This window comes from Psychrobacter sp. P11G3, assembly GCF_001435845.1.
Taxonomy (GTDB): Bacteria; Pseudomonadota; Gammaproteobacteria; order Pseudomonadales; family Moraxellaceae; genus Psychrobacter.
Genome location: NZ_CM003596.1, coordinates 1043211 through 1067114, shown reverse-complemented (window position 1 = coordinate 1067114; position 23904 = coordinate 1043211). Strand labels below are relative to the sequence as shown.

Sequence of the window (23904 nt, the reverse complement as noted above, 5' to 3'; positions counted from 1 at the left end):
ACTACATTAAGCGATTATAACGGTGAACCAATAAAGAAGTGCAGTCGTACTGGAATACTTTCCTCAGTCACGCCAGCAGCCACATCGACGCGCACCATTCCTACAGGCGATGCCCAGCGGATACCGACACCAACGCCGACTTTTGTCTCAGTATCAAAATCTTTGTCATAGGCATTACCGACATCAGTAAAGAATGCGCCACGGAAACCTGGTTTAAACTCATAGTTATACTCAGCGCTACCGACCGCTAGTACTTGCCCGCCCGTTAGATAGCCTTTATCTAGTGGTGACAAGCTCTCATAGTCATAACCGCGGATACTCTGATCGCCACCTGCAAAGAAACGCAACTTATAAGGCACATCGTAAAAATCATCCGCCCAAATATAACCGGCATTGGCACTACCTAATACCTGATGCTTCTTGTCTTCGCCAAAGCTATAGATACCACTAACGCCTGCGCGAATAATCGCCATATCGGTATCACTGAATGCGCTATCAGTGCCAGCCTCGATTGAGTAGTACTGGCGCATACCTTGCGTTGGATTGGTAGCATTGTCAGTATCTGTTTTATTCATACCATAGCCAAACAATAACGCGCGCTGTTTCGGACTTGAAGAGGTAAAGCGGATAGGCAGATCATCTAGCGCTGCACCATCAACCCCCGTTTCAAGCTCATCCAAGCGGTAACGTACAGAGTAACTACGATTCCAACCAGTATCACTACGGATATTACGTGCCAAAGCTGCCTTCAGCGTTGTGGTCGACAGATCGAAGTTGCCTTCGCCTTGGTCAATCACTTCCTCTTCATAAGTAAGACGTGCATCTAGCTTATCATTGAGCGGATGCTTCCATGGTCGACTGGCATACACAGCCACGTTTTTGCTGATTCTCGATACTTCTGTTTCTGCACCCGCTTGATAACCTTGGCGATTGAGCAAGTTATAGTCTATTTTTGCGGTAGCGCGAACGCCTGTATCTGTTCCATAACCCAGACCAACTTGAGCATCACGTGGTTTATCCGCATATACAAACACATATAAAGGTACTTTTTTGCTTTCTGCGACATCTTGCGGCGTTTTACGTCCTGCTAGCGTTGGCGGTACAAAGTTTTCGTCAGCGATCAGACTCTTTTCGTCAGGGAATATCTTTTGGGCAACATTACTAATTGAGTCACTGATTTTGCCCAATAGATTATCGGCTTCCTGATCTTTTTCATCCAATACACGATCATTCGGCAAGCTACTTAACCGCTCTGCTTTTTGTCTGATGGCTTGCAGCTTATCAAGTGTCGCTTCATCCGCCTCAAAATCAATAGCTGCGATATCCGCTTCATTGACCGTCGCGCCGCTGTTAGCACTCAGAGCATTATCGCTCTCTGCACCTATGTCGCTATTATCATTGACCGTATCTTCTGTGCTAGCAGTGACATTTAAGGCAGCTGCGCCATCATTGCTACTCAGATCTGCAATGCCATCATTGTCTACATTGTTAATGTCGTCATCTAATGTGTCGTTACCCTCGGTAGCAGCATTGTCAAACGCTAAGGTACCAGCTTCACTACTATCAGTTGGTGGTAGTATCGACTCGACGTTGACCGTATTAAAGTAACGAGTTGCCGATAAGTCGTTACTGAACTTCGTGACTGCTGGACGATAAAACGGCTCACCCGGCGTAAAGCCATAAAGCTGTTGCAATAGTGAAAGCTCTACTGGTAGCTTGTCGGGGTCTTGGGTCAGCGTATTGGTTTCTTTGTCGTAGGTAAAAAACACCACATCGTCAAACTCGTAACGATCACCTGTGTTGTAAACCAATGAGACATCCGCTTTGTTATCAGGCAAGATGATATCAACAGATTTGTTCAGCCAGTACTGGTCGAAATAGCCATAGGTATTGCTCAAGGCCTCTAACGCCGCTTTACTGCTCTTATAGACACGATGATTAAAAATATCACCTTCTTGCGGTGGCAAGTCTGCCTCAAGCGATGCAAACTCTTCTTGCTCACTGCCCTCACCGCGAATCTCAATAATACGGCTATCTACCAGTACCGGCTCGCCTAGCTCTTCAATCACAACATTAACTGTGTCACGGTCAGGTTGGGTCAAACGCATCTCAACCTCATAGTAACCAACGGCTTTAGCAGCATTCTGTGCTGTTTCGCGCAAACGTGGCAATGCCGCAGTAAAGTCAATAACCGACTGAACGGAAGTATCATCTAGTGCTGCTTTAATGTTTTTCATTGGCTGAATATCATTATCAGCCTCAATCAGCTGAGCCTTACCATTAGGAGAGTCTTCAGCAGATACTTGCTCTAGATAAATAGCGGTTTCTACATTTGGCAAAGCTACCACGCCACCGTCATTAAAAAAGCGATTGTAGAGACGCGTCACGATATTACCTCTATTGCGCGCGCGTGGGCGTGGTCTATTGGCTTGTTCTATACTTTGATCGACGGCCTGAGTATCATTCTGATAATCTGGTAGGTAGTCATTCGGATTGATAATATCTGTCGTCGTACCTTCTACATTGGCAGGCACATTCGTAACAGTTATCACCTCATCACTACTATCATCAGTCGTCAGACCATTTTCATTCTTAACAATAGCTTCATTACTAACGACATCTTCATTGCTAACAGCGCCACTTACCTCAATCGGACGTGACATCCCTTCAGCTGTGCTCGCCTGTTCTTGCGTTGTTTCATTTCTACCCAACGTATCAAGATTGCTAGGCGCGGGCAAGTTTGTCGCATCTAGCTCTACATCGAGACCAATTGGTGATGTTGTGTCATCTAACGTAGCGATTGGCGCATCAAAGTCACTGTCATTATTGCTAATATTGATACTATCAATGTCTTGAGCATTCTGCGCATCCATTGCCGCTAGCTCACGATCGATCTGCTCAGGGGTCATCATTTGATAACCCTGCTGCTGAATCTCGGTTGCTTGTTGCAACAGGTCATCATTAGAAGCGATTGATTGAGCGTTATTGGGATTATATGAAGTACTTGGACTATCAGTGAAAGTTTCTAGATTTTGAGTGTTTTTGTTTTGAGAAGTTGCGTTTTGAGCATTGGCATTTTGCGTCGTCGAGTTTTTAGAGCCTGACTTTGTCGAGTTAGGTTTCTTAATGCCCAAGCTCTGTTCGCTATAGTCGTCCAATACTGACTGATCGATGATGCCTTGCTCTACTGCTTTTTTTAGACGTAGCGCATCTAGAGCCATATCTAGCTGAGTGTCGTCATCTGACAATGTAGCTGACTGCTTTATAGATGCTTGCTCATTAGCAGCTTGACTATTGTTATTCTGGTTACTAAACGTTTGACTGCTATCAGTTTGGTCAGCAGCAGATGAGTTGGTGATAGCCGTATTGTTTGCATTATTAATGGTATCTGCCATTGCCGCAGGTGTCATACCGAACAAACTGGTCGCAAGCGCAGTGCACAGTGCAGAGCGTCTGAAATTTTTACGCGGCGCTGCTGGATATGTACTTGGATTATTACTATCGTTTTGGATTATGGCTGTGTCACGCTGCATCATTAGACCCTTGCATGCTCGAGTTGAAGGCTGCTTTATCATCTTTACGTCCTATCAGCTCACGCGGCACAATCTTATCAACGATAACGATCGTCAAGTCTGACCGGTGAATAAACTTATAGCAGTTATCTGGAATTAATGGTTTACTACTTTCATTTCGTGACTGGTTATCTATAGTGTCGGCTTTAGCACTGTGTGTCTATCGCCTTGTAGGTCTACTAGCTTAGAAAAGGCTACTAGTTTATAGATAGTGTTGATGAGTAGTAGCCTTTGTTGTCACTACTATTTATACCCTAAAACGCAATCACATAAAATTTATAAATCATAACTTAGTTAAATATCGAATCATAGCGTTGACTGCATGTATTTTCACCGAAGCCTTGCTATTATACGGCTTAATATTGATAAAACCTATGCTATATCTTGATATAGTTTTTAATAAAATTTACGATTATTATCATAAAAAAATTGTCGTTCAGCGCCGCTATTTTCTCTATCAGTCGCGATTTATCTGTAGGAATGTCCATGTCCAACCAGTTTCAGTTATTCAAGCGCCGTCGTTTTAGCGCTATGTTTTTCACCCAGTTTTTGGGCGCATTCAATGACAATATTTTTAAGCAGGCGCTCATACTGGTGCTGACTTATACTGCCGCCAGTAAATTGGGTGTAGAGGTCAGCATCCTTAATAACTTGGCCGCCATGTTATTCATCCTACCCTACTTTTTGTTTTCTGCTTTGGCAGGACAGATTGCTGATAAGTATGAAAAATCAAAGCTTACGCAGTTTATTAAACTCCTTGAGCTGGTCATTATGGCGGTTGCTGCGGTAGGCTTTGTCTTTGAATGGTATGCACTGCTGTTTGTCGCGTTGTTTTTGATGGGTACCCATTCGACTTTCTTTGGACCGATTAAATACGCTTATCTGCCACAAGCGATGAAAGAAGATGAGTTGGTCGGCGCCAACGGCCTTTTTCAGATGGGTACTTCGCTGGCTATTTTAGTCGGTATGATTGTCGCTGGTATTTTGACTCAGCTATCACAATCATTATATTGGATTAGTGCCACAGTGTTGGTTGTCGCTGTTTTAGGATATCTAGCTGCGCGCTATATCCCTACTATGCCAGCGATGCAGCCTGACCTGAAGATTAACTGGAATATTATTACAACCAGCTTGGCCACGGTTCGTTACTTATACTCTTTGCCTTTTTTGTTCTTTATCATTCTTGGTAACAGCTGGTTTTGGTTTTATGGGGCGACGTTTTTGACCCAAGTGCCAGAGTTCAGCAAGGTGATTTTGCTTGGTGATGAGTCAGTCGTTATTTTCTTACTCACATTGTTTTCTGTTGGCGTGTCAATCGGTTCGGTGCTGTGCAAAACATTGACCAAAAACAAAGTCAGCTTGCGTCTATTGCCTTTTGGTATTGCTGGATTAAGTATCTTTGCTATTGATTTGTATTTTTCACTTTCAGGTTTAGATATAAATGTGAATAATGACACATTACTTGGCATCGGTGATTTGTTTAATATAAGTGGTAGCTGGCGTGTCTTCGCGGATTTATTCTTATTAGGTTTCAGCGGTGGTTTGTATATCGTACCGCTATATGCTTCTATGCAAGCCTACGCACCTAAGAGTCATCGAGCACGCATCGTAGGTGCGAATAACATCTTTAACGCGATATTTATGGTCACATCAGCCATTTTTGCGATTGTTATCTTAAACGTCTTAGGGTTTACGCTACCGCAGCTATTTTTGGTGACAGGGCTATTGAATATAGTGTTTGGTGCATTTTTATACATTAAACTCAATAAACATATTAAGCATGCCGTTATCCAAACCAACGATGGTATAGCGCCGTAAATATGGTTAGCGCCGTAAATAAGTTTGGCTCCATAAATACAGTCTAATGTTGCGCTGATGGTTTCGTAGTTATGATAGCTATAGTAGTTTGCCCACTATCTATAGATTATTTATGGGCTATCTAGACAGTAATATTCGAGCCAATAATTTGGATTGTTTGTTATAGTAATACGCATTATGCCGTTGCTTTTGGACGGTAACATACTTTATTTTATTGACAGTTTTTAACACCATCAGGAGTGAGTTATGACCCTGCGTCCTTTATCTAAAATTGACCAGTTGTTACTTGGGGTCGATAAGGCATTACGAGCTGTCGTGCCACATTCTAATCCAAGCACGCGTCCGTTGCCCGTCAGTAGCGATGAGATTCCTGAGCTGACCATCACAGAGGCTCGGCACGTCTCAGGTCTTATGCGTATCAATCATACAGGTGAAGTATGTGCGCAAGGTCTATACCATGGCCAAGCGTTTGCTGCGAAAGATAGTGGTGTCAAACAAGCCATGCAACAATCGGCCGAAGAAGAAGTCGATCATTTGGTCTGGTGCGAGACTCGTCTAAGCGAACTTGGTAGCCATGCCAGCGTATTTACACCGCTTTGGTACGGTATGTCTTTTGGACTCGGTGCAGTCGCAGGCGCGATCTCCAATGAGTTTAGTCTAGGGTTTGTAGCAGAGACAGAAGCGCAGGTCAGCGAGCATCTACAGGATCATATCAAGCAGTTACCTGAACATGATCAGCGCTCAAAAGAAATATTGGCACAAATGGATAAAGAGGAGCTGCACCATCGTGAGCTAGCACTTGCAAGTGGCGGTGCTGCCCTGTCTCCGGCAGTACGTCGGACCATGCGATGGATGGCAAATCGCATGAAAGATACCGCTTATCACTTATAGCTTATAGCTTATAGCTTATAGCTTATGGTTACAGGTACTGTGGTTAGCTACTGTTGTCGATTTTCTTACTAATTAATAGCTGCACAGATTTACGTAGGTTTGCTTAATTCTAGCGATTAACAATCCTACCACAGATAGCGTAAAGCTTAATTTGCTACGGTATTAAAAATTTGTACGATTTTGCAGCAATGCGCTATTTATATTACCGTCCAATCAATGAATAACAACCAAATAAATTAAACAAGGTAACGATTTTTATGAAAGCGATTCTCTCTAGTAGCCACTCTATTAAGTCACCGAAGTTTGCGACATTGACCGCCATGGCTGCAACCTGTGCCATGCTGTTATCTGCACCTGTGAATGCAGAAGAAACTGATGCCGCTGCAACGGCTGTACCTAGTGCGATGGACTCAAGCAAACGTGTGATTCGTCTTGCTCGTCCTAATGCAGCTATCAGTCCTGCTCAAGCCAATGCCGCACAAACAAGCCTGCCAGCAACACCTGCGAGCAACAGCCAGCCGACTAATGCGCAAACCACTAACATGCAACTAAGCGGCACTCTGCAAAACAATGCATCTGTTAGCACTGCTCAACCTCAAACACCGCAAATGATGTCGCCTGCTGCTGCACCTGTTATGAACGGCACTACTCGTGTCTATGAGCCTGGTCCAATGACAGCTACTGGTATCGACTTGCGTAGCGGACAACTTCCGAACATTCCTACACCGCAAGTACAGCTCTCAGACATGAGCTTTGTGAAAACCGTACTGATTCCACAACAAAAAGGGCTAGGTACTGATAAGCTTGATGTTAGCTTATTAGATGACTTCATCGCTGATGTATCCCCTAATGCGCGTCACTATCCACCAAACTTCCCTAACCGCTCACAGCGCCATTACACACGTGAGAAAATCAAAGTATTAGCGGATTGGATCGAGCCATATGCTAAGTCGCCAAATGCTTCTTATGATGTGTTGCTTCGTGCTGCTAAGCTAAACGGCATGGGTCGCAATCTAGATTTGGGTTCAGACTACACGGTACGTGGTGGTCAGTATGTCGATCGCGCTATCAAGCTGCAACCTGATAGTGGTGAGGCTAACTTCCTATACGGCATGATGCTATCAGAAGGTGGCGGCTTCAAAGAAGGTCAAAAATATCTAGACCGAGCTGTCGCTTTAGGGTACACCGAAGCAGAACAAAGCTTAGCACAGTCAGATCTACTCAGTGACCGCCGTGCTAATGCGTTAGAACGCTTACGTCGTCTTGAAGGGCAATACCCTAACAACACTGTCATTCCTCAACAAATCAAACTCGTTGAAGAAGGTAAGTTCTACATTTGGGATATTCCTGCCCCTGACATCAGTGTAAAACCAGGTGCATAGATATTCTGTACTTGTTGAGATTAGCTATTGAGGGTTTGATTCATAAGATATTTGTTTAATAAGACCCTCAATAGATAAATCTTTAATAAATAATCTAAGCTTCACATACCAAGCGCTTTTGTTTTATATATAAGACAAAAGCGTTTTTTTCGACTAGTAGAAACCCTTTCGTTTTAAAACATGCTTTTGTAGAACTGCAAATGAATAGTCTAACGCCAAAAGTTGCGCTACACTCATTATCAACTGCTACTTTCATTATTGATATTCTCATAACTACCGTTTATTGGACTGACTTATGACTTTCGCTGGCTTTAGCAAACAGACAGTAATGCACACTAATAGAAAAGCCCTGCCCATTACTTCACTTATGCTTTTGGCGGCAGCAGTATTGCTACCAGCGTGTAGTACGGTGACGGTCGATAAACAAGCATCGGCCAAGACCATCTCAGCGCAGCGCGGCAATATTGTCACTGACAATGCGCTAAGCAGCGATACAGCATCTGCTTTGCTATCAGCAGGACTGAATGAGCAAGCCTGTATGCAGCAATTTGACTTATGCTTGACTCAGCTCTCTGATAGTATGCTTAACAGGCACTATCGGCCTGCCTTAGCTATTTTTGCAGAACTGCACTATGCAAAAGCGCGTCAACTATCTGATTCAAAAAACTGTCGTAATGCGCTTGCACGCCCGCCACTTGATCCGTATTACGCCAATGCGCCTTTAAGTGATGATGACGCCAAAACGCAGCAAAAAGAGACTGACCTGTGTTTAACCGATTATCAAGCAAGATTGTTTGATGCCGTCAAATACAGCTACACCTATCTGTTTTATGACAGTTTAACCCATGACTTTGAAGGTGCAGAGCAAAATAGCAATAACACTCGTGCGCAAAACCGTATTCCGAATGACAATGATATCCAAACCCAAGATATTTATAACGCTGCTAGCAATGACGTTATTACTCAAATTTATCAATCGACTGAAAACGCCAATAAATTGATGGGTGATACAACAGTAGAGTATTTGCCGATAACTTCTACCAAGCGTGATAACACGGATGAAGCAGCAATTGCCAATCGACCACCACTAAAGGGCAAAGCAACAGACCAAGTCAAAGTCATGAAAGTGACCGTAGATGACTACAATCTTGATATTTATTTGCCAAACGAAAACAACTATCTGCAAAACGCTCATAAACAAACTTCCGCCTTGGCAGACTTATCATCTACTTATGAGCTGCGACTCTCCGGTCTAAATTCTGTGAGTAAGCGTCCCGGTTTAGGCATCAGCTTGGTGGCATCGTTGGATGATCGCTACACCACCACAATCCGTCAGTTGTTGGTTGCCTCCTTATCTGGTCGGCTAACAAATGAAAATAAAAACACCGACGATAGTGAGCCAAGCTCACGTATTTATCCGACGGGACATCTTTTACTAACTGGATTGATTAAGCCAGACGGTGATAGCGTATTAGACGCACTGAGCAGTCGTAAGCTTGATATTCATTTATATAACCCGTACCAAACCGAATCCGTCAATATCCTCAACGATGACTACCCACTGGCAGCTAACTTTTCCGCGGGATATGGCTTATGGCTATCAGAAAACCAGTTAGATGGTGTGGGTTATTTAAACTTGATTACGCGCCAGCCAGATGCTCAGCTGCCCAAACTATTCATGCTCGAGCCTTATGACCCTGATAAGCGCGTGTTGATTATGTTGCACGGGCTAGCCTCTAGTCCCGCCACATGGGTCAATCTGACCAACGATATTCTTAATGATGACAAGCTGCGTGATAATTACCAAGTTTGGCAAATATTCTATCCAACCAATCTGCCTATTTTAGAAAATCGTTATCAGATTCAGCAGTTAATCAACAGCACCTACCAGCAAACTGATCCCAATGGACAAAATCGTGCCAGTCGAAATAGTGTGATTATCAGTCATAGCATGGGTGCCATCGTCGCTCGCATGATGCTATCTGATGAAAATTTAGTCGATGATTTAGATAAGCTCAATGACAAAGACATACTCTCTAGCAATGAGAAACAGCAAATCCGTAACGCGCTTAAGACTTCTTTTGGCGAAGATGAGTTAAAGGAGCGTTTTGAGCTACAGGCGTTGCCGCAAGTAGACACTGCTGTTTTTCTATCTGCACCTTTCCGTGGTACCGATTATGCAGATCGTTGGTTCACCCGTGCACTACGCCGCATCGTTTACTTACCTGTAGGTCTGGTCAAAACATTCACGGATAACTTAGCGACCATTGCCACACAAGGCGACTTGGCACAAAACCCACTGGGCGCCTTATATTTGCAGAACGGTGCCAGCCAGTTAAGTGACAAGTCTTCTTTTATAGAGTTAACCAAAGACATCACTATGAATGAGCGGATCACTTACCATTCAATCATTGCCAATAACGATGCCGATATCACTAAAGGACTGGCACAAACGCAACCAAACGGTGCCAAAATTGATTTGTCTCAAGCAGTAGAAGACAACTCTGGAAATGAAACAGCGAGCGTTGATGTGAGTGACAATACTGAGACATCACAGCTACCACCCGAGCCGCTTGTTGCCGCTGTGACAGTCAATGATGATATCAGTCAAGCACTGACCGAGCGTTTGTCAGATGGTATCGTTCCTTATAATAGTGCCCATCTCGATGGTGCTGCGTCTGAAACCATTATTAATGGCGGTCATAGTATCCAGACCAATCCGCAGACCATTTTGACGTTGCGAAGGATTTTGCATAAGCAGCTACAAGAATGATGTAGATTTTTGTTATTTCACAAGGTTTTTGACGTATAAATCGTAACCTTTAAATATCAGTTATAGCTTTCATATAAGCAGTATGTTCACGCATACTGCTTTGTTTTTAATAATATTAATTTTATTTTTCAATGTTTGAATTATGTTATTTTGATGACTCTTAGGTCTGCAACTGACAGATTGGGTTGCTTGCGTGTATATCTAGGTGAGCGCATAATATATCTATAGCACATGACAGTAATATGTAAATTTATAAGGACATAAATTATTCAATTCAGCTAAACAGTGAGTCGCAAACTTAGCCACAATTTATGTCTAATGGAGCTAAGTCCACGTCACTGAGCTATTGCCCGTAATGCTTGCCACTTTGATCGATGGATAGTTACGGACAGTTACTTGAGCGTTGTATGGAAGTCAGCGCTATTCAGCTAACAGATGAGAGTAACCGTTTATGTTCGCTACATTTATGATTGACCAGCTCGATGCGCTGACACTCGCTCGTATCCAATTCGCTTTTGTTGTCTCGTTTCATATTGTCTTTCCTGCATTCTCTATCGGGCTTGCCAGCTGGCTTGCCGTACTAGAATTTCGTTGGTTAAGAACTGGCAAACCTATCTATGCTGAGGTCTATAAGCACTGGGTCAAGATATTTGCCGTAGTCTTCGGTCTAGGTGTGGTATCAGGCGTGGTGATGTCCTACCAGTTCGGTACCAACTGGGCAGTATTCTCAGATAAAGCTGGCAACGTCATAGGCCCACTACTTGCCTATGAGGTATTGACCGCGTTTTTCTTAGAAGCCTCCTTTTTGGGTATTATGCTATTTGGCTGGGGCCGTGTAAGCAAACGCATGCATTTTACCGCCACTGCCATTGTTGCCATTGGTACACTGATATCAGCTACTTGGATTTTGTCGGCTAACAGTTTTATGCAAACCCCTCAAGGTTTTATGGTGGGTGCAGACGGCCTACTTTATCCGACCAACTGGCTTGAGATTATATTCAATCCCTCATTCCCTTACCGTTTCGCACATATGGTGACGGCGGCGTTCTTAACCACTGCCTTTGTCATTGGCGGTATCGGTGCCTACTATATCCAGTCCAAAAAACACGCCGAGCACCGTCAGCATGGTCGTGTCATGCTAGGTATGGCAATGATTATGGCCATCTTTGTGGCACCAGCACAGGTGTTGATCGGTGATGAGCATGGTTTGAATACGCTTGAGCATCAGCCAGCCAAAGTGGCTGCGATGGAAGGTATTTGGGAAGATGAGCGCGGTGCCGCATTGCGTCTCTTTGCGATTCCTGACCAAGAAAACCAAACCAATAAATACGAAGTAAAAATCCCTTATGTGACCGGTTTGATCCTAACCCACTCGTTAGATGGTGAAGTTAAAGGGCTCAAAAACTGGGCACCAGAAGATCAACCGCACGTCATTATTGTGTTTTGGGCGTTCCGTATTATGGTCGCTATTGGTATGTTGATGGTACTGGTCGGTTTATTTAGTGCCTATAAATACTTCAAAAAACAGCAATTCAATCCCGAAAGTGTCTGGTTTCACCGTGCGTGGATGATGATGACACCGCTTGGTTTTATCGCTTTATTATCAGGTTGGTTCGTAACCGAGACAGGACGTCAGCCTTGGACAGTTTATGGGGTTATTCGTACTGCTGAAAGTATGTCTCCGCTTGCAGCACAGCAAGTAGCGACGACATTGATTGGCTTTATTGTACTGTACATATTCGTCTTTGGTGCAGGCAGTTTTTATATCTTACGCTTGATTGCTCAAGGGCCGAAACCTTATACAGATCCTGCAGAAGATAATTTCTACGAGCACTCAGTAACCGAGAGCCAAGGCCGCGCGTTAAGCGGTGATAGTAATCCTGCCAAAGGTACTGAAGAAGGCTTAGATGAGCCTGCAAATGATGTCGATGATGGAGGATTACGCTAATGTTTAACTTCGGTGATGTATTAGATTTACCTCTCATTTGGGGCGGTTTGATTGCTTTGTCTGTCTTTGTCTATGTACTGCTTGATGGCTTTGATTTGGGCTGCGGTATTTTGTTCCCATTTGCAGGCTCAGATAAAAACCGTAGCCGCATGATGAACTCTATCGCCCCATTTTGGGATGGTAACGAGACATGGCTAGTGCTAGGTGGTGGTGGTTTATTCGCAGCATTCCCTGTTGCGTATGGCATCATCATGACAGGCCTATATTTACCAGTAACTGCCATGTTGTTCGGTCTCATCATGCGCGGCGTGGCGTTTGAGTTTCGCTTCAAATCGTCTTCGCGCCGACATGTATGGGATACCTTTTTCTTTGTCGGTTCAGTCGTCGCCACTTTCTCTCAAGGCATTATGCTTGGGGCGTTAGTACAAGGGTTAGAAGCCAGTAATCGTCTATATACTGGTGGCCCATTTGATTGGCTCACGCCCTTCTCGATTGTGTGCGGATTTGCCATGATTATCGGCTATGCCTTACTTGGTTCAACGTGGCTTATCATAAAAACAGAACACACGCTGCAAGTGTGGGCGCGCCAAGTTTCTAGATGGATGCTTACTGCATTACTAGTGGCGATGGTTGTGGTCACAGCGTTTATGTACTTCTCAGACATCGATGCGTTAGAAGGATGGTTTAGTTTCCCAGATTTGTTATACCTTGCTCCTATGCCTATCATTGTCATGCTCTTATTCTTTATCATGCGTAAAGACTTAAAAACAGAGCGTGAGTATCGTCCATTTTTGCTAACGGTTGCTCTATTCTTAATGGGTTATATTGGGGTTTGTTTCGCCCTATTCCCTTATATCGTACCGTATCAAATGACGATTTATGAGGCTGCTGCTGCCGATACCTCATTATCATTTATGCTGATTGGCGCATGTATCATGTTACCGATTATCTTGAGCTATACAGCATTTGCTTACTATACCTTCAAAGGTAAATCTGATCACAATCCGATGTACTAGTCGCTAATCGCGGCGGGCAACGGATCAGCTAAAGAGGATGGCTATCATCGTTTATAGATGGTAGTCACACTTCATACGCTAGTCAGGAGATTTCTATGAAAAAGTTCAGTAAAAAACAATCGCAATGGGCATGGTTCGTGGGTCTATATTTGGCAGGGTTTTTAGTGGTGTTTACCATTGCTCAGCTAATTAAACTGGCCATGGGTGTTTAGTGTCATTACTTACTCATACGATTGAGTGCTAGTTAGTTAGCTAATAAATAGCTTGATAGATGCTAAATTTGCATTTTTGTCTTGCAAATATCCTCTTTAAATATGTCGTAAAAAATAATTCTATATGCATAAAAAAAGCAGCGTTGAATAATCGACGCTGCTTTTTATTTATCTTAAATTTATCAGTTTGGTTTACCTGCATGCTCGATATCATTCTGTTCGATAAACTGATTGACCTGTGTTAGACGCTCTGGTGTTCCCACGTCTATCCAATTATCTGTCGTCACTTCAGCGGTAATCTGAAACTTTATCATTGCCTGCTTTAGTAGTGGTGCCAATGCAGCAGGCTGTCCTGATACCAGTCCCTCTACCAATTTTGGTGACATTACGCTAATACCCGCGAAGGTATACTTATCTGCATCGCCTACCGGCTGCTCACTAGCAAGACCGTTATTGATAGCGAAATCACCGCCATTATTGTGCTCTGGATTATCAATCAACAACAAATGCGCGCGCTGATCCGCTCCCAATGTATAGTCTGTTAATTGAGAGAAGTCATAGGTAGTCCAGACGTCAGAATTGACCAGAATAAACGGCTCATCTTTTAGTTTACCTGATTGTAATGCCTGAAAAATGCCGCCTGCGGTCTCAAGTGGTTCATCGTCTTCTACTGACCAATGCAGCTTTACGCCATACTGTGAACCGTCACCTAAGCTGTCCATTAGCTTATCTGCCAACCATGAGGCATTGACTGTGATATCAGTAATGCCTGCTGCTTGTAGTGCTTTAATGTGCCATACAATAAGCGGTTGACCTGCGACTTCAACCAAAGGCTTGGGCGTCTCAAGCGTTAATGGACGTAGGCGTGTGCCCTTGCCAGCTGCCAAAATCATGGCTTGTGTAATCGTAGAGGTAGACATCTGCGCTCCTATCTTTATCATTTAAATTAATTTAGCTGAGCGTCATCTATGCTGAAGCAAACTTCTCTTTATAAGCAGGTAGCACTGCCTCTTGTAGCCATTGGTTAAACGGTATAATTGATTGTTTTAGTTCATCATTGCCATATTCGGCAAGCCAGTTTAATTCAATAATCAAATCACGCATGACTTTAGGAATATCCGCCAAATAGCGGTCTTTGCCATCACGCTCAGACAAACGGATAAAAATCCCTAATACCTTTAAGTGACGTTGTACGCCTATGACATTCACATCGTTTTCAAACTGCACCGCGCTATCAGCAGTGGTTAGTGATTCTTGTTTTTGTAGCTGCCAAAAGTCATCAATCCATGCAGATATTTGGCTCTCTGGCCATTCAACATAAGCATCGCGGACTAACGACACTAAATCATAAACATACGAGCCAATGACAGCATCTTGAAAATCAATCACACCCAACTTTGATTTATCTGCTTGATCTTGCATAAGGTTGCGGCTGTGATAATCACGATGTACCACTACTTGTGGCTGTCGCAAAATCTCATTCATTAACGCTGTTTTTAGGTTTCCCCAAACTTGCTCATTTAGCGCTATACCAATATAAGGCATAAACCATTCGCTAAATAAATCCATCTCACGGTCTAGTAGTGCTGTGTCATAATCTGGCAGCTGATGTTGCGACTTTGCCGTTTCTACTGGTACCGTTTGTAGCGCCACTAATGTCTGCATTGCTAGCTGATAGTAGTCATTGATTTGGTCTGCGGTGGCATCGACAAGCAAATGGGCAAACTCTACTGTGCCAAAATCTTGTAATACCAAAAATCCTTTTTCCACATTTTGTGCAGTCAGAGTCGGCACGTTGACAGCAGGCGCCATCAGCTTAGCAACATTGATAAACTGCAGCATCGCATCTTGCTCGTCAGCGGAGTCCATGACGATATAATGCTTATTGGCACTATTATCTGACTCTGATAGTTCGATACGATGATATCGGCGGGCACTAGCGTCACCAGGTAAGCTATCTAGACTAAAGGTTTGATCTAAAAATACTTGCTGTAACCATTGTTCTAATTGCTGTTGGCGGTTGTTATTTTCATCGATCATATCAGTCTCTAAAGTCGTTTTGTCAGTCATATTGGGCATTGCTGGTTAAATATAAGTCATAAATAATTAAAGTAGTGATAAGTCTGACAAATACTTGCTAAAATAGCGATATGTGTCGGTGCTCTACAAGCTGTCACAGACGTATTGCTATATCATTCAATACTTGATGTCGGATAGAATCGCTATCGCTACTTAAAAATCAGCATGGCTATATTATAAATTTTGGTAAATAGTGTAGCTGATTTGGTTTTTTTTGACTATGATTAGTCGTCATTATATATAAAACATCCGAATTTTTGAGAATACATTAGTCATATTTTAGTTGCTCGTTCACTGCTTTATATCGTTCGGTGATACCGTTACTAAACTCAGTCATGCAATCCAATAAGCTCTGCAATCATAGGTGTGCCCTTGTTATATTCTCCGCTTTACCAAAGCATCCGCTTGATCTTATTTGGTGCCTTAGGCTTGTCTAGCCTAACTGTCAGTGCTGCCATTGGTGATGCCAATACGCAAAAAACTGAACCACTAACTACGGATAGTACAGGCAGCTATGTTTCTAATAGTGTGGCGACTGACGCCAATAGTATTAGTCGTACTCAAAGTAATGATGGCTATCAAGAAGCAGATATTCTAAATGACAGCTATCCAGACGATGCTAATTCTGCTAATACGAATAACGCTACTTTATCGAATGATACTGCGTTAAATAGCAGATTCTCTGAAAACAATGACCTAGATATTACAGAGATTAATGAGGCTGCTGACTCTGAAGCTTTTAGCAATGAAGTTTCTAATGCTAGTAATTTAAATACAGAAACTAGCAACCAACCAAGCAGTGATACACCAGATAGCAATGCCTTTGTCCCTAAAGCGATAACAACAGATAATGGCAAGCTAGATCTTAATGATGAGAGTATTCAAGCCAGCTTAATGCGCTTAGCAGAGTTTTATGAGCTAACACCAGATACCGATGCTTCAACATTAAACAATGACACTATCAGCACTGAAGCAAACAATACTCATAATAATGCCATGCCTGCCGCACAGACGATTCCAAAGGTCGGTAGAGATTTACGTCTACTGCCAAATGCCGTGGACAGTGCCCAGCGCTGTGAAGGTCAATGGGTATATCCGCAGAGTAACCCTAATTATCAACGTGCTGTGAATGAAGCTGGTACGGCAAACGGACAACCAGCACCAAATGTGGCTAGCGTTCCGAACAATCAAGCCCCTTTATTTACTGAGTCTGATTACGGTTATTACAATAACGTGAACTACGCTGAGCTCTCAGGCAATGTAAAAATTGATCAAGGTACTCAGCATATCGAAGCAGAAAAAGTCATGATTGACTTGAGCAATGGCGTTGCAGCTGCTCAAGGCAAAGTCATGTTTACAGATAATGCGACTGGACAGCGTACAAGCAATGCAGCGACAAACAACGTTTCTACAAAGAGCGGCCAAGCCAGCTTTAATGATAGAGCGGCACAAAGCGGCCTAATTGGCGTTGCAGACAGCTTGAATTACAATACTGAGACTGGTCAGTCAACAGCCAATGATGTGGCATTTGCTAGTGTTGGACTACAAGCGCACGGCTATGCCAAACGCTTAAACAAACCGAACGAGAGTGAATACGAGCTGGATCAGGTGATGTTTAGTACCTGTCCACCTACCAACCGTAAATGGCAGTTTGAAGCCAAAAGTATCGATCTAAATACTGATACAGGGCGCGGCGAAGCGTATAACACTACTTTCCGTGTGGCTGACATACCCGTATTTTATCTCCCCTATTTTAACTTCCCAATCGACAGTCGCCGTAGTAGTGGGTTTTTATTACCAAGTGCCAGTGTCAGTAGTGAAAGCGGTCTTGAAGTTGATATCCCGTATTATTTCAACTTAGCACCTAACTATGATGCCACCCTTAACACGCATATTTATACTGACCGTAACCCGATGCTATCAGGTGAGTTCCGTTATCTGACTGAGAATTATGGGGAAGGTATTTTAAACGGTTCATACTTACCAAATGATAAAGAGTATGACGACGAAGATCGTACCAGCTTGTTTTATGACCACACTTGGTCGTCGAAAAGCATTCCACGATTAAGCGCTGACGCTGAATACAACTATGTATCAGATGCCGATTACCTGAATGATTTTGATACGTTGGGCTTGTCAGACAGCACCATAAACTTGCCACGTCGTGCCCGCGTCAATTACTACAATGATTATGTCGATGGTGAACTAAAAGTAGAAACCTTCCAGACTCTAGATGCATTCACTGATAGCGGTGAGGCGTTAGAAGACAAAGACAAACCGTACTCACGTTTGCCACAGCTCAAATTAAATTATCGCCTGCCGTGGGCCGAGCGCTTCGATATCACTGGTATTCATGATTCTGCATACTTCAAGAAGTCTATCGATGATGGCTCTGAAAACGAAAAAAGTGGCGCACGTATTTATAATAAACTGAGCGCCGCCTATCCGATGGAGACCTCTTGGGGTTATATCAAACCTAAGCTGAGCTTGCAGCATCTATATACGTCATATGATGAAGATAGCTTAGAAGATAATCAGCTTAGTGAAGAAGATGGCAGTCAGTCGGTTTTTGTTCCGCAAGCCAGTATCGATGCAGGTCTACACTTCTATCAAGCGGGCTCACCATTTGGTGCGTTTGACGATACGATGGGCGGCTATCGTTTACTTAGTCCACGCGTAAAATATACGTATTCACCGTATAAGAACCAAAACGATATTCCTAACTTTAATACACGTATTGCCTCTATTAACTATGAGCAGCTGTTTTCGGACAGTTGGTTTTTAGGTCATGATCGCTTGCAGGATTTGCACTCTATTACGCCTGGCGTCAATTATCGTTACATCGATGCAACGGGTGTGACACGTTTTGATGGTAGCATTGCAGAACAGTTCTATCTAGATGATGGACGTGTGACACTTGATGACGATCAGCCAGTATTTACCTCGTCTTCTTCAGGAATGGTATGGGATACCAGCACTCAACCTTACAATAATTTTTGGGTTGATGTCAGCGGTGCCTTAACCAGTAATTATGATTTGAACTACATTACGACTGAGCTGCGTTATCAGCCATCAGACAACAGCTTATTTAATGTGGGTTATGTTAAGCGTCAGCGTGATGACAATACCGATCAGTTGCCATTATCGGCGTTTACCGCTTCCGCTGTTTTCCCTATTAATAACAGCTGGCGTATATTGGCTCAGGGTCAGTACGATTATAATCGTAACAAGATGCTTGATTCACTCATTGGTGTTGATTACGAAGATTGCTGTTTCGGCTTTGCTGTTTATGGTCGCCGCTATTACAATGACCTAAACGTAAAAGACGAGCCAACACAAGCTATTATGGCAGAAGTTAGATTAAATGGTCTTGGCAGCGGTAGTAGCCGCTTGACACGATTGCTTGCTGATAAGATTTTGGGCTTTGAACCTGTACAGACGGCATGGAAAGACTAACCAGTTTTTTGCTAGATTAGAATTATTTACGTAAATATTTATAAGACACTATTTGAACCCCTATTATGGGAAACGCTGTCGAATATTTTATTATTAAGAGTATTGGATAGAGTTGACCGACTACCATCCGATGCAATGACATTGATGAGGAGCATCATGAGATTTTTTTCTTTACGTCAGACTAGCAGAGCAGTATTGCTATCTATGGCAGGCCTTACGCTTACGTTAAGTGCCAACGCTGCTACTGTAAAACCTGCAGCAGCTCAAGCTTCTACTTCTGCTGCGCAAAACTCAGTTGATCGCTTAACGCCAGCCAATAGCACAGACGGTATTATTGCCCTAGTTAATGAAAATGCTATCTTAAAAAGCGAACTGGTTGATGCTATCGAGCAAACTCAAGCACGTGCAAAAGCTGCTGGAGAGCCTATCGCAAACTCAGCACAACTACAGTCTGAAGTGTTAAACGCGCTTATTTTGCGTGAACTACAACTGTCTATGGTCAAACGCGCGGGACTGCCTGCCGATGAAGCAGAAATCAATCAACGTCTTGGTCAAATTGCTCAAGCTGAAGGCCTCAATAGCATCGCAGCATTGCAGCAACGTCTAGATGCCGCACAACCTGGTAGTTATGCCAATCTACGTGCCAAACTGATCGAAGAGGCTTCTATCCAAGCGCTACAGCAGCGTCAAATTACTCGCCGAGTACGTATTAGCGAGCAAGACATTGATGCATTTTTGGCCTCACCTGAAGCCAAACGTCTGAACCAAAGCGAATATCAAACCATTCACGTACGTGTGCCTTATATAGATGACTATAGTCGCCTATCGGCCGCTCAACGTGAAGAAGCATTAAAAGTTGCTCAAGCATTACGCACGCGTTTGCTTGAGCCAAATGTCAACGTCGCTGAAGCTGTTGCTGCTAGCCAAGGAAGCTATCCGATTCCATTGCAAGGTGGAGATATGGGCTTTCACAAGGCAGCTTCTTTACCGACAGAGCTATCTAGCAAAATTACCAAGTTAGACGTTGGTACCGTAAGCGAGCCATTATTGACTCCTGAAGGTATTGATATCATCAAGCTTGCTGATAAAAAAGCCAGCAATACAATGCTGATACCACAGTGGCATACTCGCCATATCTTAGTTAAAGTCGATGATTTACAGACTGATGCGCTTGCTGAACAAAAAATTAATGATCTATACGAGCAGCTTCGTGGCGGCGCTGACTTTGCTAGCTTAGCCTCAACGTATTCAGACGATCCAGGTTCTGCGGGACGTGGCGGCGACCTTGATTGGGTTAGCGAAGAAGATATGGTTGGTCCATTTGAAGCCACAATGAAAAATACGGCAGTTGGCGACTACTCTGCGCCATTTAAGACACAGTTTGGTTGGCATATCCTAAAAGTTGATGGTAAGCGCGATCAAGATATTAGCGAGCAATATCGTCGCAATATGGCACGTCAAGCATTGTATCAACGCCTAGCACCACAAGCTCAAGAAGACTGGTTACAAGAGCTACGTGCTGGCGCTTATATTCAGATACTTGGCTAATATGTTGCAATAAGCTAATAGTATTAAGTTAGCTATAATATTGAATCGATTTAAATAAAGAAGGGTATATGCAATGGCATATACCCTTCTTTTGTTTGCGCAGTTAAATATTTAACTGGAGGCTTTAAAAAATCTCAAAGTTAAGCATTCTAAACTTTACCAAATCAAAATCCATACAAAGAAAAACCCCGAACCTAGGGCGATTGGTTCAGGGTTTCAATACTTCGTGTTATTGTTATTATCTCTCTTCCGTGCTGACTCATCCTAAGTCATTTAACAGTATTATATAAGACAGCGGGCTGACCTGTGCTTTTATTGATACTGTCTCAACACTACATCCATGCGTATCCTTGTGTTGATGGATGTATTATAGGCCAATGAATTTGGTGCCGATAGAAGCTAAAGACTCTATTTTGCGTAAGCATATGCTTACATTATCTCTATACATTACAGCTAATAAACGGCCTCTTTTATCAACCAAAACTGCGCTGTTCTTGTCTGTGCTCTTCTGACACTTTTTCGCCTTCTTTCTTGCCTTCTTCGATTTTGTTGTCAGTTTCTTGGATATCTTCTGCTTGTGCAGTAGGCGCATTGCCTTCTTGCTTGCTTGCCTCTTCTGGCTCATATTGCAAGGTAGTCATCACAGGGAAATGATCAGATCCTACGGATGGCATACGCTGAATATCAACTACCGTAAAGCAGGCACTATGAAAAATATGATCTAAAGCCCAACGCAGAAATGGATATTTAACATGAAAGGTATTAATGAAATGTCGACCAATACGAGGATCTAACAGACCAGAAATACGTTGAAAGCGACGCGTGGTTTTTGACCATGCGACATCATTAAGATCACCTGCCAGTATCGCCGTTTGGTCGTTTTCTTTTATGTGTTTACCTACCATGAGCAGCTCAGCATCACGCGTGGTGGACTTATCAGCTTCAGTTGGACTAGGCGGCATAGGATGCAAGCAATATAACCAAATGGCGCGGCCTCCTTGCAAACGCAATTGAGTATGTATAGACGGTATATCATCTATCATCAAATACTTAACTTCAGGATCAATTAGCTCAAGCTTAGAATACAAGTGCATGCCATATAGATTATCTAGTGGCACTTTCACGGTGTAGGGATAGTCAGACTCGACTTGCTGTAAGGCTTGCTCCCATTTCTTGTCACTCTCTAATGTAATTAAGATATCAGGCTGCTTTTGCTTAACCAAATCGACCAGTTTTTGCGTTTCGTCATTGGGCGTCAATACGTTTGATACCATGATTTTTATTTGATGCGCTTGCCCTTCTGGCTTATCTTTTGCCTTTTGAACTTCTTTTTTCCACAGCTTAGTATATGGCAGTACCATTCTCAGCTGAAATGCTAACGTACCACTCAGCACAACAAACAATAGCCACTGCCCTAATTCCCACTCTGAGGAAAACACTAACATGCCAAACCAAGCGATAATACCAAGCACCATTATTTGAATGCGTGGAAACTCAACACCGCGCACCCACCAGTTATCCAGCGGCAACCAGCCCCAGATTGTGACAAAGGCGATGAATCCTGCTAGGCCTTGTAAGGCGTAATATAATAGTGAGAGATCCATAAGTAGGTACTAACCGTTGATTAAAGAGTCGATAGAGCTGATGATGTATATTGATTAAGCTTTAATTCACCTGACATCAAATAACTAACGTCGAGTAATTACGTTTGAGACTTACTTTAGCATTTCAGAAGATTCTCGCCTACTGGTGAGTCTCAATTATGCGACAACTATCATAAAACGTTACAATATTGGCTCATTCAATGTAATGCATGATTTATTAAACACTATATTTTTGAGGTCGCAAGATAGCCAAGTACCTCTTCAATAGTAATAACTTAAAGTTATAGTCGACATAGTTAATAGTGTATGGAAAACGACCAAATAATAGCCAAAACGCCTTGCTTTTTCGCGCCATTCACGGCATTGTTATCGGTTGACGATGCAACAAATAATTGTAAATAGGATTGAACTTCATGAGTGATTTAACAGTAGGTTTGGTAGGCTGGCGCGGTATGGTAGGGTCAGTATTAATACAACGTATGCAGGAAGAAAATGACTTCAATGGTATTACACCGGTGTTTTTTTCTACCAGTAATGCTGGTGGTGATGCACCAAAATTCGATGGTATTGAAACCGGCCAACTAAAAGACGCTCATGATATTGAAGCACTTGCTGCTTGTGATGTCGTTATTACTTGCCAAGGTGGTGACTATACGTCAAAAGTCCATCAACCATTGCGTGATAGCGGTTGGAACGGCTATTGGGTTGATGCGGCAAGTACCTTACGTATGAAAGATGACAGCATCATCATTCTTGATCCAGTCAACCGTAACGTTATTGATAGTGCCCTAGCCAATGGCAAAAAAGACTTCATCGGTGGTAACTGTACCGTATCATTGATGTTGATGGCTATCGGTGAGCTGTTTAATAAAGGCTGGGTCGAATGGGTCAGCGCGATGACATATCAAGCTGCTAGTGGCTCTGGCGCAAACAACATGCGTGAGCTCATCAATGGCATGGGTGTGTTACGTGATGCCGTCCAAGACGAATTGGCTGACTCTGCTAGTGCTATTCTTGAGATTGATAAAAAAATCGCTCAGACTCAGCGCTCAGCAGACTTCCCTACACAATACTTCGGTGTACCACTGGCAGGTAGCTTGATTCCTTATATCGATGCTCAGCTAGAAAACAAACAGTCAAAAGAAGAATGGAAAGGCGGCGTCGAGACCAATAAGATCTTGGGTAATGATGAAGCCAGTACGATTCCTATTGATGGGATGTGTGTACGCGTCGGTGCCATGCGTTGTCATGCGCAAGGTCTAACAATCAAGCTGAAAAAAGACATTCCTCTAGAAGAAATCGAAGCTGCACTCAAAAACAGTGGCAACGAGTGGTTGGATTTGGTCGAAGATGACAAAGAAACTACTATGAATCGCCTAACGCCAGTAGCCGTGACTGGCACCTTAACTGTTGCTCTAGGTCGCTTGCGTAAGCTTAATATGGGCCCTGAATATTTAGGTGCTTTTACCGTTGGCGATCAGTTGTTATGGGGCGCAGCAGAACCATTACGTCGTATGCTTAATATCATCCGTGAGCAAAACGTCTAATTCAGATACCTTATATTAAACACGAAAAAGACAGCGATTGCTGTCTTTTTTTATGGGC

At 43.1% G+C, this 23904-nt stretch carries 14 protein-coding genes; 10 read left to right on the top strand and 4 right to left on the bottom strand.

The window, feature by feature from the left end:
• Positions 1 to 14: 14 nt before the first annotated feature.
• On the bottom strand, positions 15 to 3575 hold the full coding sequence (locus tag AK824_RS04455; protein ID WP_057759166.1) for an autotransporter assembly complex protein TamA: 3561 nt from the start codon (positions 3573 to 3575) through the stop codon (positions 15 to 17).
• 483 nt (positions 3576 to 4058) lie between these two features.
• On the opposite strand from AK824_RS04455, the gene AK824_RS04450 reads away from it, so the two are divergent.
• The 7 genes from AK824_RS04450 to AK824_RS13505 all read left to right on the top strand — a co-directional run bounded on the left by AK824_RS04450 (position 4059) and on the right by AK824_RS13505 (position 13612).
• Complete coding sequence (locus tag AK824_RS04450; protein WP_057759165.1) at positions 4059 to 5390, top strand: MFS transporter; 1332 nt, start codon at positions 4059 to 4061, stop codon at positions 5388 to 5390.
• 246 nt (positions 5391 to 5636) lie between these two features.
• A complete protein-coding gene (coq7, locus tag AK824_RS04445; protein ID WP_057759163.1) occupies positions 5637 to 6281 on the top strand; it encodes a 2-polyprenyl-3-methyl-6-methoxy-1,4-benzoquinone monooxygenase in 645 nt (214 codons plus the stop codon).
• 257 nt (positions 6282 to 6538) lie between these two features.
• A complete protein-coding gene (locus AK824_RS04440; RefSeq protein ID WP_057759161.1) occupies positions 6539 to 7663 on the top strand; it encodes a tetratricopeptide repeat protein in 1125 nt (374 codons plus the stop codon).
• Between the two features lie 295 nt (positions 7664 to 7958).
• Complete coding sequence (locus AK824_RS04435) at positions 7959 to 10436, top strand: esterase/lipase family protein (protein WP_057759159.1); 2478 nt, start codon at positions 7959 to 7961, stop codon at positions 10434 to 10436.
• Positions 10437 to 10887: 451 nt separating this feature from the next.
• The gene (locus AK824_RS04430) at positions 10888 to 12384 is read left to right on the top strand and encodes a cytochrome ubiquinol oxidase subunit I (protein ID WP_057759158.1); all 1497 of its coding nucleotides are present in this window, start codon (positions 10888 to 10890) and stop codon (positions 12382 to 12384) included.
• Positions 12384 to 13400, top strand: a complete 1017-nt coding sequence (gene cydB / locus AK824_RS04425; protein ID WP_057759155.1) for a cytochrome d ubiquinol oxidase subunit II — start codon at positions 12384 to 12386, stop codon at positions 13398 to 13400. The genes AK824_RS04430 and cydB overlap by 1 nt, the downstream gene beginning before the upstream one ends.
• Positions 13401 to 13495: 95 nt before the next feature.
• On the top strand, positions 13496 to 13612 hold the full coding sequence (locus AK824_RS13505; protein WP_101206161.1) for a DUF2474 domain-containing protein: 117 nt from the start codon (positions 13496 to 13498) through the stop codon (positions 13610 to 13612).
• A 182-nt stretch (positions 13613 to 13794) separates the two neighbouring features.
• On the opposite strand, the gene murU is transcribed toward AK824_RS13505, so the two are convergent.
• Positions 13795 to 14532 (bottom strand): N-acetylmuramate alpha-1-phosphate uridylyltransferase MurU, encoded by a 738-nt coding sequence (gene murU / locus AK824_RS04420; protein ID WP_057759154.1) that lies wholly within the window; start codon positions 14530 to 14532, stop codon positions 13795 to 13797.
• Between the two features lie 46 nt (positions 14533 to 14578).
• Positions 14579 to 15682: an aminoglycoside phosphotransferase family protein gene (locus AK824_RS04415; RefSeq protein ID WP_227511202.1), complete on the bottom strand. Its 1104-nt coding sequence runs from the start codon at positions 15680 to 15682 to the stop codon at positions 14579 to 14581.
• A gap of 381 nt (positions 15683 to 16063) precedes the next feature.
• Between AK824_RS04415 and lptD the strand changes: the two genes are divergently transcribed.
• Together lptD and AK824_RS04405 are read left to right on the top strand one after the other, a co-directional pair.
• Entirely contained in the window at positions 16064 to 19147 is a 3084-nt protein-coding gene (lptD, locus tag AK824_RS04410) for an LPS assembly protein LptD (RefSeq protein WP_057759150.1), read from the top strand.
• Positions 19148 to 19303: 156 nt separating this feature from the next.
• The gene (locus AK824_RS04405; RefSeq protein ID WP_057759148.1) at positions 19304 to 20695 is read left to right on the top strand and encodes a peptidylprolyl isomerase; all 1392 of its coding nucleotides are present in this window, start codon (positions 19304 to 19306) and stop codon (positions 20693 to 20695) included.
• Positions 20696 to 21168: 473 nt separating this feature from the next.
• On the opposite strand, the gene AK824_RS04400 is transcribed toward AK824_RS04405, so the two are convergent.
• A complete protein-coding gene (locus tag AK824_RS04400) occupies positions 21169 to 22299 on the bottom strand; it encodes an endonuclease/exonuclease/phosphatase family protein (protein WP_057759146.1) in 1131 nt (376 codons plus the stop codon).
• A 413-nt stretch (positions 22300 to 22712) separates the two neighbouring features.
• On the opposite strand from AK824_RS04400, the gene asd reads away from it, so the two are divergent.
• Positions 22713 to 23846 carry an aspartate-semialdehyde dehydrogenase gene (asd, locus tag AK824_RS04395; RefSeq protein WP_057759144.1) on the top strand — a complete coding sequence of 378 codons (1134 nt, stop codon included), beginning with the start codon at positions 22713 to 22715 and terminating at the stop codon, positions 23844 to 23846.
• Positions 23847 to 23904: the final 58 nt, after the last annotated feature.

What these genes read in the sequence shown, in the direction of transcription:
- murU (WP_057759154.1), bottom strand. Translation starts at nt 14,532, where the DNA reads ATGTCTACCTCTACGATTACACAAGCCATGATTTTGGCAGCTGGCAAG.
- coq7 (WP_057759163.1), top strand. Translation starts at nt 5,637, where the DNA reads ATGACCCTGCGTCCTTTATCTAAAATTGACCAGTTGTTACTTGGGGTC.
- AK824_RS04440 (WP_057759161.1), top strand. Translation starts at nt 6,539, where the DNA reads ATGAAAGCGATTCTCTCTAGTAGCCACTCTATTAAGTCACCGAAGTTT.
- AK824_RS13505 (WP_101206161.1), top strand. Translation starts at nt 13,496, where the DNA reads ATGAAAAAGTTCAGTAAAAAACAATCGCAATGGGCATGGTTCGTGGGT.
- AK824_RS04435 (WP_057759159.1), top strand. Translation starts at nt 7,959, where the DNA reads ATGACTTTCGCTGGCTTTAGCAAACAGACAGTAATGCACACTAATAGA.
- AK824_RS04400 (WP_057759146.1), bottom strand. Translation starts at nt 22,299, where the DNA reads ATGGATCTCTCACTATTATATTACGCCTTACAAGGCCTAGCAGGATTC.
- cydB (WP_057759155.1), top strand. Translation starts at nt 12,384, where the DNA reads ATGTTTAACTTCGGTGATGTATTAGATTTACCTCTCATTTGGGGCGGT.
- AK824_RS04450 (WP_057759165.1), top strand. Translation starts at nt 4,059, where the DNA reads ATGTCCAACCAGTTTCAGTTATTCAAGCGCCGTCGTTTTAGCGCTATG.
- AK824_RS04430 (WP_057759158.1), top strand. Translation starts at nt 10,888, where the DNA reads ATGTTCGCTACATTTATGATTGACCAGCTCGATGCGCTGACACTCGCT.
- asd (WP_057759144.1), top strand. Translation starts at nt 22,713, where the DNA reads ATGAGTGATTTAACAGTAGGTTTGGTAGGCTGGCGCGGTATGGTAGGG.
- AK824_RS04455 (WP_057759166.1), bottom strand. Translation starts at nt 3,575, where the DNA reads ATGATAAAGCAGCCTTCAACTCGAGCATGCAAGGGTCTAATGATGCAG.
- AK824_RS04405 (WP_057759148.1), top strand. Translation starts at nt 19,304, where the DNA reads ATGAGATTTTTTTCTTTACGTCAGACTAGCAGAGCAGTATTGCTATCT.
- AK824_RS04415 (WP_227511202.1), bottom strand. Translation starts at nt 15,682, where the DNA reads ATGACTGACAAAACGACTTTAGAGACTGATATGATCGATGAAAATAAC.